General features: G+C 59.7%; 15 protein-coding genes. 9 read left to right on the forward strand and 6 right to left on the reverse strand.

Annotation, left to right across the window (positions count from 1 at the left end; translation table 11 throughout):
* Positions 1-37: 37 nt before the first annotated feature.
* Positions 38-1,666 carry an isovaleryl-CoA dehydrogenase gene (locus tag PVE98_RS02050; protein ID WP_096072120.1) on the forward strand — a complete coding sequence of 543 codons (1,629 nt, stop codon included), beginning with the start codon at positions 38-40 and terminating at the stop codon, positions 1,664-1,666.
* On the opposite strand, the gene bsmA is transcribed toward PVE98_RS02050, so the two are convergent.
* Both bsmA and PVE98_RS02060 read right to left on the reverse strand, forming a co-directional pair.
* Positions 1,640-1,966 (reverse strand): biofilm peroxide resistance protein BsmA, encoded by a 327-nt coding sequence (bsmA, locus tag PVE98_RS02055; protein ID WP_048784407.1) that lies wholly within the window; start codon positions 1,964-1,966, stop codon positions 1,640-1,642. The genes PVE98_RS02050 and bsmA overlap by 27 nt on opposite strands.
* A 55-nt stretch (positions 1,967-2,021) precedes the next feature.
* Complete coding sequence (locus PVE98_RS02060; protein ID WP_096072119.1) at positions 2,022-3,953, reverse strand: methyl-accepting chemotaxis protein; 1,932 nt, start codon at positions 3,951-3,953, stop codon at positions 2,022-2,024.
* 154 nt (positions 3,954-4,107) lie between these two features.
* Between PVE98_RS02060 and yjfP the strand changes: the two genes are divergently transcribed.
* Positions 4,108-4,857 (forward strand): esterase, encoded by a 750-nt coding sequence (gene yjfP / locus PVE98_RS02065; RefSeq protein WP_096072118.1) that lies wholly within the window; start codon positions 4,108-4,110, stop codon positions 4,855-4,857.
* 46 nt (positions 4,858-4,903) lie between these two features.
* On the opposite strand, the gene PVE98_RS02070 is transcribed toward yjfP, so the two are convergent.
* Positions 4,904-5,110, reverse strand: a complete 207-nt coding sequence (locus PVE98_RS02070) for a hypothetical protein (RefSeq protein ID WP_033754868.1) — start codon at positions 5,108-5,110, stop codon at positions 4,904-4,906.
* Between the two features lie 373 nt (positions 5,111-5,483).
* Between PVE98_RS02070 and rpsF the strand changes: the two genes are divergently transcribed.
* From rpsF to rplI, 4 genes are read left to right on the forward strand one after another with little or no spacing between them, the layout of a single operon-like run.
* Positions 5,484-5,879 (forward strand): 30S ribosomal protein S6, encoded by a 396-nt coding sequence (gene rpsF / locus PVE98_RS02075; protein ID WP_033754871.1) that lies wholly within the window; start codon positions 5,484-5,486, stop codon positions 5,877-5,879.
* 6 nt (positions 5,880-5,885) lie between these two features.
* Positions 5,886-6,203 (forward strand): primosomal replication protein N, encoded by a 318-nt coding sequence (gene priB / locus PVE98_RS02080; protein ID WP_033754872.1) that lies wholly within the window; start codon positions 5,886-5,888, stop codon positions 6,201-6,203.
* Positions 6,204-6,207: 4 nt separating this feature from the next.
* The gene (gene rpsR / locus PVE98_RS02085; RefSeq protein ID WP_000135199.1) at positions 6,208-6,435 is read left to right on the forward strand and encodes a 30S ribosomal protein S18; all 228 of its coding nucleotides are present in this window, start codon (positions 6,208-6,210) and stop codon (positions 6,433-6,435) included.
* 39 nt (positions 6,436-6,474) lie between these two features.
* On the forward strand, positions 6,475-6,924 hold the full coding sequence (gene rplI / locus PVE98_RS02090) for a 50S ribosomal protein L9 (RefSeq protein WP_033754882.1): 450 nt from the start codon (positions 6,475-6,477) through the stop codon (positions 6,922-6,924).
* A gap of 60 nt (positions 6,925-6,984) precedes the next feature.
* Here rplI and PVE98_RS02095 read toward each other — a convergent pair whose 3' ends face one another.
* Entirely contained in the window at positions 6,985-7,530 is a 546-nt protein-coding gene (locus PVE98_RS02095; protein WP_096072117.1) for an OapA family protein, read from the reverse strand.
* Positions 7,531-7,873: 343 nt separating this feature from the next.
* Here PVE98_RS02095 and fklB point away from each other — a divergent pair, with 343 nt between their 5' ends.
* Entirely contained in the window at positions 7,874-8,494 is a 621-nt protein-coding gene (fklB, locus tag PVE98_RS02100; protein WP_033754889.1) for an FKBP-type peptidyl-prolyl cis-trans isomerase, read from the forward strand.
* A 56-nt stretch (positions 8,495-8,550) separates the two neighbouring features.
* Here fklB and PVE98_RS02105 read toward each other — a convergent pair whose 3' ends face one another.
* Positions 8,551-10,494: a bifunctional 2',3'-cyclic-nucleotide 2'-phosphodiesterase/3'-nucleotidase gene (locus tag PVE98_RS02105; RefSeq protein ID WP_033754890.1), complete on the reverse strand. Its 1,944-nt coding sequence runs from the start codon at positions 10,492-10,494 to the stop codon at positions 8,551-8,553.
* Positions 10,495-10,766: 272 nt separating this feature from the next.
* Here PVE98_RS02105 and cysQ point away from each other — a divergent pair, with 272 nt between their 5' ends.
* Positions 10,767-11,507 carry a 3'(2'),5'-bisphosphate nucleotidase CysQ gene (gene cysQ / locus PVE98_RS02110; protein WP_096072116.1) on the forward strand — a complete coding sequence of 247 codons (741 nt, stop codon included), beginning with the start codon at positions 10,767-10,769 and terminating at the stop codon, positions 11,505-11,507.
* Positions 11,508-11,536: 29 nt separating this feature from the next.
* On the opposite strand, the gene PVE98_RS02115 is transcribed toward cysQ, so the two are convergent.
* On the reverse strand, positions 11,537-12,091 hold the full coding sequence (locus PVE98_RS02115) for a YtfJ family protein (protein ID WP_033754893.1): 555 nt from the start codon (positions 12,089-12,091) through the stop codon (positions 11,537-11,539).
* Positions 12,092-12,406: 315 nt separating this feature from the next.
* Here PVE98_RS02115 and PVE98_RS02120 point away from each other — a divergent pair, with 315 nt between their 5' ends.
* Positions 12,407-12,613: a DUF1107 domain-containing protein gene (locus PVE98_RS02120; protein ID WP_033754894.1), complete on the forward strand. Its 207-nt coding sequence runs from the start codon at positions 12,407-12,409 to the stop codon at positions 12,611-12,613.
* Positions 12,614-12,633: the final 20 nt, after the last annotated feature.

A 12,633-nucleotide genomic window follows, 5' to 3' on the forward strand; every position in this document is an offset into this window, starting at 1 on the left:
CCCATACTTAGCGGGATACGCATCGCGAGGAGTGGTTATGACCTGGACAACCCATACCGTTTTTAATCAGCCGCAGCCTCTTAGCAACAGCAATCTCTTTCTTTCCGACACGCCGCTGCGCGAAGCGCTCGCGCGTGAAGGCGCCGAGTGGGATCGCGAATGGCTGGCCTCGGTAGGCGCCCAGCTTGGCGGGGCCGAGTCGCTGGAGTTAGGCAGGCTGGCCAACGCCGCGCCGCCGGAGCTGCTGCGCTACGACGCGCGCGGCGTACGCATCGACGAGGTCCGTTTTCATCCCGCGTGGCACCTGTTGATGCAGGGCGTTTGCGCCAGCCGACTGCACAATCTCAGCTGGCAGCCCGACGTGCTCGATCGCGCCATGGTGGCGCGCGCCGCGCGCTTTATCCTCCACGCTCAGGTCGAAGCCGGCACGCTCTGTCCGGCGACCATGACGCACGCCGCCGTCCCGCTGCTGCAGCGCTGGCTGCCCGACGCTTTCAGCGGCTGGCGCGATCCGCTGCTCAGCGATCGCTACGACACCCACGCGCTGCCTGGCGATCAGAAGCGCGGCCTGCTGATCGGCATGGGCATGACGGAAAAGCAGGGCGGCAGCGACGTTACGACCAACACCACGCGCGCGGAGCCGCTGGCGGATCGCGCCCCCGGTTCGATCTGGCGCATCACCGGCCATAAGTGGTTCTTCTCCGTGCCGCAGAGCGACGCGCATCTGATCCTCGCGCAAAGCGGCAGCGGCTTAAGCTGCTTCTTCCTGCCGCGTCTGCTGCCGGACGGCACGCGCAACGCCATTCGCCTTGAGCGGCTCAAAGATAAGCTGGGCAACCGCGCCAACGCCAGCAGCGAAGCGGAGTTTCAGGAGGCCACCGGCTGGCTGGTGGGGGAAGAGGGCGACGGCGTGCGGCTGATCCTCAAAATGGGCGGCATGACCCGATTCGACTGCGCGCTCGGCAGCCACGGCCAGATGCGCCGCGCCTTCTCTGTCGCGCTGTACCATGCGCACCAGCGCCAGGCGATGGGCAAAAATCTGGTGGATCAGCCGCTGATGCGTCAGGTTTTAGCGGCGCAGGCACTGCAGCTTGAGGGACAGACGGCGCTGCTGATGCGGCTGGCGCGCGCCTGGTCGCAGCCGGCGCAGCCGCTGGAAGGGGTGTTCGCCCGACTGTTCACGCCGGCGGCGAAGTACGCCGTCTGCAAGGCGGGCATGCCCTTTGTCGCCGAAGCGATGGAAGTACTGGGCGGCGCGGGCTACTGCGAGGAGAGCGAACTGCCGCGCCTCTATCGCGACATGCCGGTCAACAGCATCTGGGAAGGATCGGGCAACGTCATGTGTCTCGACGTGCTGCGCGTGCTGCGGAAACAGCCCGGCGCGGCAGAGATGCTGCATCAGGAGTTCGAGGCGGTCAGAGGTGTGAATCGCCTGTTTGACGCCGCCTGGCGACAGCTAAAGCTACGCCTGAACCGACTGCAGGAGAGTCAGGGGCGTGAGATCGCCCAGCGCCTGTTTCTGCTGGCGACCGGCGCGCAGCTGCTGAAATATGGTGAGCCGCCGCTGGCGGACGCCTGGTGCCGGCAGTGGCTCGACGCGCGCGGCGTCCGACCGCTGGAAAGTCAGATAGCGGAGCGCTTACTGCTGCGCGCCAGCGGCGGGTGACGCGCCGTAAAGGATCGCCGTGGCGTACCAGTATCCCGGCGTCACCGTTTCGTCCACCATGATGACCTGATAGTAGACCGCGCCGCGCTGATTGGCTTCCGCCGCCAGCGCGCGCTGCGCGTCATCCGGCGAGCCGCGAACCTGCGTGCTAACGCTGCCGAGCCTCGGCAGCCCGCCGCTCTGCGCGCGCGTGATCTCCTGCGCCTGATGAGTGGGCGCAGGCGGCGGCTGCGGCGTGGTTTTCAGCGCGGAACAGCCGCTTAACAGCAGCGCCATGGTCAGTAAGTAAGCGTAACGCATAAGGTTTACTCCAGAGGGACGGTGCAGTAAGTGTAAGCCACCGTCCCAAAGCGGGTCAGGATTTCAGGTGAAATACGCTGACCAGCTGCGTCAGATGATGACCTTTGTGACTCAGGTTCTGCGCCGACGCGTCTGCCTGCGCCATCAGCTCGCTGTTCTCATGGGTCGCCTGGCTGATCTGGTTCATCGCCTGATTCACCTGACCGATCCCCGCCGCCTGCTGCTGCGCCGCGACGTTGATTTCGCTCATCAGCGCCTGCACCTGTTCGATATGCGACACGATATGGGTCATGGCGTCATGCGTCTGCTGCGACAGCTGATGCCCTTCCGAGACGTTGCTGATTGAGGTGGCGATCAGGCCGTCGATCTCTTTGGCCGCCTGGGCGCTGCGCTGCGCCAGCGCGCGCACTTCCGCCGCGACCACCGCGAAGCCGCGACCATGTTCGCCGGCGCGCGCCGCTTCTACCGCCGCGTTAAGCGCCAGAATATTGGTCTGAAACGCGATCGACTCGATCACGTGGGTAATATCGGCAATGCTCTGGGAAGAGATCTGAATCGCTGACATAGTGTTTACCGAACGGCTCACCGTCTGGCTGCCGTGCGTGACCAGGCCGCTCGCTTCCGCCACCAGCGTCATCGCCTGGCGCAGGTTGTCGGCGGTATGCTCGACCGTGGCGCCGAACTGCTCCATGCTCGCCGAGGTCTCTTCGACGCTGCTCGCCTGGCGGCCAATCTGCTCGCTGATATTGAGGCTGCTGGCGGCGATGGTGTCGGTGCCGTCGCTGATCTCCTGCGCGGCGACGCGCACCTGACCCACGATCTTCTCCAGCCCGTCGCCGATGCCGTTGATAGCGGTAATTAGCTGGCCGACTTCGTCATGACGGCGCGTATCCAGATGGACGCGCAGGTTGCCCGCCGCATACTCTTCGGCCAGGTGAATGACCTGCTGCAGCGGACGCGTAATGGCGCGGCGGCTGTAAAACACAAAGCCCAGCGCAAAAAACAGCACCAGCGCCAGGCCGGTCAGCATAAACAGGTTGCGGCTATGGGTAATCGGCGCCAGCAGCGCGTCGCGGCTCACCTCGCCCACGACTATCCAGTTCCAGCCTGGCAGCTGCTGCCAGGCCAGCATTTTACTTTCGCCGTCCAGCTCCGCTTCCTGCACGCCCTGCGGCTGGCTCAGCAGCGCCTGCTGCACGCTGGCGTCCCAGCCTGGCAGTTTGCCTTCATTCTGCGCGGCAAAAAGATATTGTCCCTGCGCTGCGCCCGGCGCGCCGTTCAGCACGTAGAAATGGCCACTGTCGCCTAGCTTGCGCGCCAGTACCTTGTCGCGCATCAGCGCGTACTGCTTATCGATCTGCACGCCGACGAACAGAATGCCGACCACCGCGCCGCTTTCATCTTTAACCGGCTGATACTGCGTGATATAGCGGTGGCCGAACAGCGTCGCCAGCCCGCGATAGATCTCGCCGCGGCTGACGCTTTTCCACGCCGCGCTGGCGCGATCGAGGCGAGTGCCGATGGCGCGGCTGCCGTCCTCTTTCTTCAGGGAGGTAGAGATACGGTAGTAATCGTCGCCGTCGCGCACGAAGATGGTGGAGACGGCGGTGGTGCGCTGTAAAAAGTCGTCGACCGCGACCTGATCGAGGTTCAGGGTTTTCAGACCGGCGCGCAGGGTCGGGGTCGAAAACTCCCCGACCTGAATACGCGAACTCTCGTCGCGGCTAAAGCGCTGCGGCAAAAAGCTGGCGAACAGCTGGGTGTAATTGTTGACCTCTTCGGTGAGGGTGGCGTTGAACATCGACGCCATTTCGCTGATGCCCTGCACCTGATTGTGCATATCATCCGTGGCCAGGCTTTCCAGCTGACGGGCGGCGTTGTGGCTTTGAGTCAGTGTCAGGACGAGCAGCAGCAGCGCGACGCTGAGAGACGTCAGTACAGACAGCTTGACTCCAAGACTCATGCGGCTGAGAGAGAGACGCTTCATAAATTACCTTTAGATCGGTTTAATGGAGATTCGATTAACGGCATCGGCGGCAAAAGGTTTACGCCTTAAATAAAACAGCAGATGTGTGAAGTGGTTCGCAGATTAGACGCGGGGCACGTAAACTCAGCGGAGGCGACATCACAGCGGAGCGAGCATGATTGAACTGAATACGGAACGGCTGGCGGGCATTCAGGTGCTGCACGCCGCGCCTGCGGGCCAGCGCGACGCGGCGCTGCCGACGGTGCTGCTTTACCATGGCTTTACCTCCTCTAAAGAGGTGTACGCCTATCTGGCCGTGGCGCTGGCGCAGGCGGGATTTCGCGCCGTGATGCCCGACGCCGATCTGCACGGGGCGCGCGACAACGGCAACGACGCGGTGCGGCTTTCCCGCTTCTGGCAGATTCTGCAGCGCAATATCGACGAGATGCCGCAGCTGGAGAACGCGCTGCGCGCTGGGGGTCTAATCGATGGCGATCGCTTCGCCGTGGCGGGCGCGTCGCTGGGCGGCATGACCGCGCTAGGGGCGATGGCGCGCTATCCGCAGATCCGCAGCGTCGCCTGCCTGATGGGATCGGCTTACTTTATGCGGCTCAGCCACTCGCTTTTTCCGCCGGTAAGCGTCAGCTCCCCTGAGGATCGGGCGCAGTTCGATCGGCTGATGGCGCCGCTGGCGGCTTACGATCCCAGCGAAAAGCTGGACGCGCTGGCGAACCGGCCGCTGCTGCTGTGGCACGGCGAAGCGGATGAGGTGGTGCCTTTCGCGGAAACCGCGCGGCTGGTAGAGGCGCTACAGAAGAGCGGCAAGGCGGACAAGATGACCTTCTTCGCGGAAAAAGGCATCAGTCACAAAATCACCCCTTTCGCGCTGCGCGCGCTGGTGGATTTCTTTAAGCGGAATTTATGACGCAGCCGGGCTGGCGGCGCGCCGTCAGCCCGTTGCCCTGCAGAGATCACAACTGATTCGATAATCGCTGCGCCGCGCTGGTCGTTGCGCTGGCGTGCGTATTGCCCGGCGCGTCCAGTCGATTGACGTAGACATAGCCTGAGGCCGCTTTGCTGCTGTTACTTCTCATCTGCTGCGCACAGTCAGTCTGGCTGGCAAGGGCGGGTGGAGACAGGAAGAGACCCAGTAAAGTGGCGATGACGAACGTTTTCATGCCCGACTCCTCACTGATGGGAACACACTCTGCGACGCTGCTGATTAAAAAAGCGCCGTCATTGATTAATTTTAGCGCGCGCCGTCGCCAATGCCAGACCGCGCCGTTGAACACCTTCATCAGGAAAATTGATAAAGGCCGCGCAACCCGCTGAATCGCCTGCCTTAGCACGGAAAGCCTCTTTAATGACGATTTAATGAAATGTGCGCTTGAGTTTAGCGCCCTGCGTCAGTATGATTACGCGTCAATTTTTCAGCTGCATTCAGGGGCGCGTTACATTCAGCGAATGTTTCACGACCTATAACGTTCCTTGCTTCCGTGGGCCGCAGCTGACCCTGACAGGAGGCTGAATAATCCGTAAGGAGCAATTTCGATGCGTCATTACGAAATCGTATTTATGGTCCATCCTGACCAGAGCGAACAGGTTCCGGGCATGATCGAGCGTTACACTGGTGCTATCACTGGTGCAGAAGGCACGATTCACCGTCTGGAAGACTGGGGCCGCCGTCAGCTGGCTTACCCGATCAACAAACTGCACAAAGCTCACTACGTTCTGCTGAACGTAGAAGCGCCGCAGGAAGTGATCGACGAGCTGGAAACGAACTTCCGCTTCAACGACGCCGTTATCCGCAGCATGGTTATGCGCGTTAAGCACGCGGTAACCGAAGCATCTCCGATGGTTAAAGCGAAAGACGAGCGCCGTGAGCGTCGTGAAGATTTTGCTAACGAAACCTCTGACGAGTCAGATGCTGGGGATTCTGAAGAGTAATCATCCGTGACGGCCAATCGACTGCGCCTGTCTGGCACCGTGTGCAAGACGCCGGTTCGAAAAGTGAGCCCGTCAGGAATTCCTCACTGTCAGTTCGTGCTTGAGCACCGCTCAGTGCAGGAAGAAGCCGGTTTCCACCGGCAAGCCTGGTGCAGAATGCCCGTGATTATCAGCGGCACGCTCCATCAGGAGATTACTCAACATATAACGGTCGGCACGCCGCTCATTCTCGAAGGCTTCATTAGCTGCCATCAGGCGCGAAATGGACAGAGTAAAATGGTGCTGCATGCCGAGCAGATTGAATTGATAGATTCTGGAGACTAGCCAAATGGCACGTTATTTCCGTCGTCGCAAGTTCTGCCGTTTCACCGCGGAAGGCGTTCAAGAGATCGATTATAAAGATATCGCAACGCTGAAAAACTACATCACTGAAAGCGGCAAGATCGTACCGAGCCGTATCACCGGTACTCGCGCAAAATACCAGCGTCAGCTGGCTCGTGCTATCAAGCGCGCGCGTTACCTGTCTCTGCTGCCGTACACTGATCGTCATCAGTAATCGGCAACTGTCCATTAACGACTTTAAGAGGATAAGGTAATGCAAGTTATTCTGCTTGATAAAGTAGCAAACCTGGGCAGCCTGGGTGACCAGGTCAACGTTAAAGCGGGCTACGCGCGCAACTTCCTGGTACCGCAGGGCAAAGCTGTCCCGGCTACCAAGAAAAACGTTGAATATTTCGAAGCTCGCCGCGCTGAACTGGAAGCCAAACTGGCTGACGTTCTGGCTGCTGCCAACGCACGCGCTGAGAAAATCAATGCACTGGGTTCAGTGACCATCGCCTCTAAATCAGGCGACGAAGGTAAACTGTTCGGTTCTATCGGTACTCGCGACATCGCTGACGCTGTAACTGCGGCTGGCGTTGAAGTGGCTAAGAGCGAAGTTCGTCTGCCGAACGGCGTTCTGCGCACCACCGGTGAGCATGAAGTTGACTTCCAGGTTCACAGCGAAGTTTTCGCTAAACTGGTTGTGAATGTAGTTGCTGAGTAATTTTACTCGGTAATGCGAAAAAGCCGGCCTTGCGCCGGCTTTTTTGTTTTTGCCGCACGGCTACTGCGCGCGAATAAAGCTGCCGTCCGGCTGACGCGTAAAGAGCACCGGCCCGCTGGCGCCGTCCACGGTCAGTCCCGTCACCACGCCCTGCGCATTCTGTCGAATCTTCACCTGCTGCCCGCTCTGCAGCGCGCTCAGCGGCTGATCGCTGCCCTCGACGCGCGCCATGGCGAATACGTCGCCCACCGGCAGATTATTATCGCGAAACAGCTGCGCCAGAGTCTGGCCTGAGGCGATGGTATAGTTGCGCCACTCGCCCTGAGAATCCGCTTTCGGCGGCTGCGCATTTTGCTGCGGCGCTTTCTGGTCGTAGATCTCCGCCTGCATCGGCACCTCTTTTTCGCCGCCTGTCGTCTGCGGACGCTCGACAGGATACTGCGGCGAGCTGGAGGGCCATAAAAAGGCCAGCAGCATCACCAGCAGGGCGATAACGATGCCGCGTCGGTGCGCGGGCGGCAGCGGGGACATCCAGCGGATAGTATCCGTATAGTGCCAGACCGAGCTGAGCCAGGCGGGCAAGCGGGAAGGCGCCTCTGAAGCCATTCGTGAATCCTCCTCATCGCCAGCGGCGCGCGACGGTTTAGCAGGCCGCCAGGCGAAGCGTTGGCGCAATGTGCGCAAAGTGCGTGGCGCGCGCGTCCTGCGGCGTTGTGGGGCGATTTGACCCATGTATCTTCTCTTCTTTCAGTACGCTGCCGAGGTTGCCCTCGTCCAGAGTTATAGTATGGGCAATACGGGCGCGACGTGCCTGTCAGCCTCAAGAAATATGACCTGCGTATTGTTTCTGTTTCACCGCCAAAAGTCACCTGCGCGGCGTGGGATTTTACGCCAGCGGCCCGCGCTGCTATGCTGCCGGTTCAAATTAGCGAAAGAGACAGGTATCAAGATGACGACCCCTTCATTCGACAGCGTCGAATCACAAGCAAGTTACGGAATTGGTTTACAGGTTGGCCAGCAGCTGCTCGAGTCCGGTCTGCAGGGACTTCAGCCGGAAGCGCTGCTCGCGGGCCTGCGCGACGCGCTGGAAGGGAATTCGCCGGCCGTGCCGGTCGACGTCGTGCATCGCGCGCTGCGTGAAGTGCATGAGCGTGCGGAAGGCGTACGCCGCGAGCGCGTCGAGGCGATGGCTGCCGAAGGCCAGACCTTCCTGGCGGAAAACGCGCAGCGCGAAGGCGTCAACAGCACCGAGTCGGGCCTGCAGTTCAGCGTGATCAAGCAGGGCGACGGTCCGATCCCGTCACGTCAGGATCGCGTGCGCGTGCACTATACCGGTAAGCTGATCGACGGCACGGTATTCGACAGCTCGGTCGCGCGCGGCGAACCGGCGGAATTCCCGGTGACCGGCGTGATTGCAGGCTGGATTGAAGCGCTGACCCTGATGCCGGTCGGCTCGAAGTGGGAGCTGACCATCCCGCACAACCTCGCCTATGGCGAGCGCGGCGCAGGCGCATCGATTCCGCCGTTCAGCACCCTGATCTTCGAAGTCGAGCTGCTGGAAATTCTTTAATCTTCGCCGCTTTTCAGCACGCAAAAGCCAGCCCGAGGGCTGGCTTTTTTACGCGCTTATTTCTGCTGTAAGTCGACTTTCCACAGCGCAAAGCCGATCTCATCGCTGCCCTGCGGCTGCATCGGATAGCGCGCATGGCTGCGAATAAAGGCGGTCGCCTTCTCGCCCGGCGCGGTTTCGAAGCGGATATCAAGCGGAACGCTGCTCTCTATCGGCGCCAGCCGCCAGTTATTGTCCGCCTGCGGACGCACTTCGCCCTGTTTTTTAGTCTCGGCGCTGATATAGGCCGCGACTACCGCACGGTTCTCATCAGGCGAGGCGAAAGCGATAAAGCGATCGCCGGTGCCGGCAAACTTGCCGCCGTAGGCGCGATAGTTATTGGTGGCGACCAGGAAGGTGGCGTGCGGATCGACCGGCTTGCCCTGCCAGCTCAGGTTTTTAATGCGCGAAGCGTCTGGATGGATAAGCTGACATTCGCCGTCGTAGCGGGCCGGTTGGGTGACGTCGATCTGGTAGTCAACGCCGTCGATCACGTCGAAATTGTAGGTGCGGAAATCCCAGTTGATCAGCGACTGAGGATCGCGGCGCTGCGGATCGATCTGGTTGAACTGGCCTGCGGCGCACTCCAGCCACTCTTTTACCTGCGCGCCGCTGACTTTCATCACCACCAGCGTGTTGGGATAGAGATAGAGATCGGCGGCGTTGCGGAAGGTGAGCTCGCCTTTCTCCACTTCGGTGTAGCTGGCCGGATCGTTCTTGCGCCCGCCCGCCTTAAAGGGCGCGGCGGCCGAGAGCACAGGCAAATGGCCCAGATCGGGATCGCCCTGAATAAAATGCTCTACGTAGGCGCGCTGCGCGTTATTGACGATCTGCACGGTCGGATCGTCCTGCACCAGTGAAAGATAGCTGTACATCACGTCCGCCGACTTGCCGATCGGCTTCGCCACAAACTCGCGCGTGGCGCGATGATCGTCCGCCAGCACCTTCACCAGCGCCGGATCCTCTGCCGCCAGCGACTTTTTCTGCGCCGCATCGTAAATCGGCCGCGCGGCCGCTTTGCGATCGCTGACCTGCCAGCGGCCAGCTTCATTGGTCAGCACCAGATCCACCACGCCGAGATGATCGCCCCACATGCCGGGCATTACCGCCGCAACGCCGTTCAGCGTGCCTTTCTCGATATCGGCCCCTTTGATGGCGGCGAACTCTTTGCCGGGAAAAACGGCGTGCGCATGGCCAAAGAGAATCGCGTCGATGCCTTCGACCTGGCTGAGGTAGTAGACCGAGTTCTCCGCCATTGCATGGTAAGGCTCGCTGCTGAGGCCGGAGTGAGGGATCGCCACCACCAGATCCGCACCCTGGGCGCGCATCTGCGGTACATAGCGACGCGCGGTTTCGGTGATGTCTTCGACGCGCACTTTGCCCTGCAGGTTGGCTTTGTCCCACACCATAATCTGCGGCGGCGCGAAGCCGATAAAACCGATCTTCAGCTGCTGCGGCTTGCCGTCGCGATCCGTCACCTCAACGGTCTTGATTAGCCAGGGCGTAAACATCGGCCGGTTGGTCTGGAGATCGATGATATTGGCGTTCACATAGGGAAAGCGCGCGCCCGCCAGCGCCTTGCGCAGGTAGGGCAGGCCGTAATTGAATTCATGATTGCCGAGGTTGCCGACGCTGTAGTCCAGCGTATTCATCGCCTTGTAGACCGGATGGATCTCGCCCTGCTGAAGGCCTTTCGCCGCCATATAGTCGCCGAGCGGGCTGCCCTGAATAATATCGCCGTTATCCACCAGCACGCTGTTCTTCACCTCCTGACGCGCGGCATGGATCAGCGACGCGGTGCGCACCAGCCCGAACTTTTCGGTCGGGGTATCTTTGTAGTAGTCGAAATCCATCATGTTGCTGTGCAGATCGGTGGTTTCCAGCAGACGGAGATCAACGGTAGCGGCGTGCAAGCTCAATGAGAGACTCAGCGCCAGAAGGGTCATAGTCGGTTTAAACATGCGTGCTCCTGCTGCAAAAAGTTAAGTCTCTCAAATTAATGTAAAAGAATGATGATGTGTCAGAGGATTACGTGATGGGTTTAACGTTTTGCGCGTTGAATAAGCTGAAAAGCGCGCGGCATAGCGGCGGGTCGCAATCTATGGTATTGATATTGTTAAAATATTGAGACTTTAACGCCTGGAAGGCCGGGCGGAAGCGCAGTAGCTGCTAAAATTTAACCAAAGTAGCGCACGATAACCTCGTGCGGCTGCCACCGAAAAGGAGGTGAAAAATGTTAGAGCAAATTTGCCAGCTGGCGCGCGAAGCGGGCAACGCGATCATGCTGATTTATGAAAAAGAAACGCCGGTAGACGTTTCCCGCAAATCCGACGACTCCCCGGTGACCGCTGCGGATATTGCCGCGCACGATATTATTCTGCAGCGGCTTAAGCAGCTAACGCCAGAAGTGCCGGTGCTGTCGGAGGAAGATCCCCCTTCATGGAGCGAGCGCCAGCAGTGGCAGCGCTACTGGCTGGTCGATCCGCTCGACGGCACCAAAGAGTTTATCAAGCGTAACGGCGAGTTTACCGTCAATATCGCGCTGATCGATCAAGGCAAGCCGGTGCTGGGTGTGGTCTACGCGCCTGCGCTCGGCGTGCTTTATGCTGCCGCTGAAGGCAAAGCCTGGAAAGAAGAGGGCGGCAACAAGACGCAGATCCACGTGCAGGAGGCGCGACCGCCGCTGGTGGTGGTGAGCCGTTCCCACGCCGACGAGGAGCTGAAAGAGTATCTCAAGCAGCTGGGCGAACATCAGACCGTCGCCATCGGCTCCTCGCTGAAGTTCTGCCTGGTGGCGGAGGGTAAAGCGCAGCTCTATCCGCGCTTTGGGCCCACCAACATCTGGGATACCGGCGCGGGGCACGCCGTCGCCGTGGCGGCTGGCGCGCACGTTCACGACTGGACAGGCAAAACCCTGGATTACGCGCCGCGTGAATCCTTCCTTAATCCGGGATTCCGCGTCTCACTGTTCTGATCAAGAGGGGAGGCCATCGCCTCCCTTTTTCAGGATTTCAGCAGCGTCCGCACCAGGCTAATCACCTGCATCACTTCCTCCTGCGTCAGCGCGCCGTCTTTAACGAAGCGCACGCGGCCGCTCTTGTCCAGCACCACAATCGCCGAGCCGGCGTCCGCCAGCTGCCAGGCGTGCTTTACGTTACCTTTGCTATCGACGATAAACTGCGACCAGGGATACTGCTTTTTATTGCTCTCAATACTGCTGCGCACAAACATCCCGGTGCCGGGAATGGCGTCGTCGGTATTGACGATGGTGGTGGTCTGATAGCGATCGTGCGGGAAGGCAGCGGCTTTAATCGCCTCAATCACGGCGGCGTTCTTCTCTTTCGCGGATGAGCGTCCGGCGATGTGCTGAATCACGCGCACCTTGCCGGCGAGCTGCGCGCTGTTCCAGCGCTGATAGCGGAAATCATCCTGTTGATAGAGCAGCTCCCCTTTATCTTCGACACCAACCGCGGGCACGCGCTGGTCTTGTTTCAGGCTGTGAGCGAAAACGGCGCCAGGCAAGAGAACCAGCGCAAACAGAGTGCAGGCGAGTCGCATTATCAGTCTCCTCGGTGATCGGACCAGTTAGTCATTTTTCTGCAATAGTAAGCGGGGATGATGCGCCTGTCTTGTTAAGGTTTCAGGTTTGCTATGTATGCCACAATCTCTTAACAAGTTTGGATTTATACTGTGTTGGTAAAGCGACATAACAGACTATTCTGTAATGATGTGTCAATTCAGTAAAAAAGTTCAGTTTTCGGAACAATACCATCGTGGTGTGTTCTATAGTTTACCGGCACTTTGCGCTTCATGGGCTCGTACCGAACTTGGCAACGGCGAAGCGTATTTATAAATGTACAGGAGTTAGACAGCATGAAGATCTTCCAACGCTATAATCCATTGCAAATAGCGAAATACGTAAAAACGCTGTTCAAAGGACGGATGTATATCAAGGACGTTGGCGCGTTCGAATTCGACAAAGGAAAAGTGTTGATTCCGCGCGTAAAGGACATTCAGCATCTGAGCGTGATGTCCGAGATTAACCGTCAGGTTCTGCGCCTTCAGGCGGAGTTCAACTGATAAAAAAGGGCGCCGACGGC

Origin of the sequence: Pantoea sp. GABEPS69, from assembly GCF_045780835.1 — a bacterium.
Classification (GTDB): Bacteria; Pseudomonadota; Gammaproteobacteria; order Enterobacterales; family Enterobacteriaceae; genus Pantoea; species Pantoea septica.

Bases quoted from the DNA above. Each gene is read 5' to 3' on its own strand.
- PVE98_RS02050 (WP_096072120.1), top strand. From the start codon at position 38: ATGACCTGGACAACCCATACCGTTTTTAATCAGCCGCAGCCTCTTAGC.
- bsmA (WP_048784407.1), bottom strand. From the start codon at position 1,966: ATGCGTTACGCTTACTTACTGACCATGGCGCTGCTGTTAAGCGGCTGT.
- PVE98_RS02060 (WP_096072119.1), bottom strand. From the start codon at position 3,953: ATGAAGCGTCTCTCTCTCAGCCGCATGAGTCTTGGAGTCAAGCTGTCT.
- yjfP (WP_096072118.1), top strand. From the start codon at position 4,108: ATGATTGAACTGAATACGGAACGGCTGGCGGGCATTCAGGTGCTGCAC.
- PVE98_RS02070 (WP_033754868.1), bottom strand. From the start codon at position 5,110: ATGAAAACGTTCGTCATCGCCACTTTACTGGGTCTCTTCCTGTCTCCA.
- rpsF (WP_033754871.1), top strand. From the start codon at position 5,484: ATGCGTCATTACGAAATCGTATTTATGGTCCATCCTGACCAGAGCGAA.
- rpsR (WP_000135199.1), top strand. From the start codon at position 6,208: ATGGCACGTTATTTCCGTCGTCGCAAGTTCTGCCGTTTCACCGCGGAA.
- rplI (WP_033754882.1), top strand. From the start codon at position 6,475: ATGCAAGTTATTCTGCTTGATAAAGTAGCAAACCTGGGCAGCCTGGGT.
- PVE98_RS02095 (WP_096072117.1), bottom strand. From the start codon at position 7,530: ATGGCTTCAGAGGCGCCTTCCCGCTTGCCCGCCTGGCTCAGCTCGGTC.
- fklB (WP_033754889.1), top strand. From the start codon at position 7,874: ATGACGACCCCTTCATTCGACAGCGTCGAATCACAAGCAAGTTACGGA.
- PVE98_RS02105 (WP_033754890.1), bottom strand. From the start codon at position 10,494: ATGTTTAAACCGACTATGACCCTTCTGGCGCTGAGTCTCTCATTGAGC.
- cysQ (WP_096072116.1), top strand. From the start codon at position 10,767: ATGTTAGAGCAAATTTGCCAGCTGGCGCGCGAAGCGGGCAACGCGATC.
- PVE98_RS02115 (WP_033754893.1), bottom strand. From the start codon at position 12,091: ATGCGACTCGCCTGCACTCTGTTTGCGCTGGTTCTCTTGCCTGGCGCC.
- PVE98_RS02120 (WP_033754894.1), top strand. From the start codon at position 12,407: ATGAAGATCTTCCAACGCTATAATCCATTGCAAATAGCGAAATACGTA.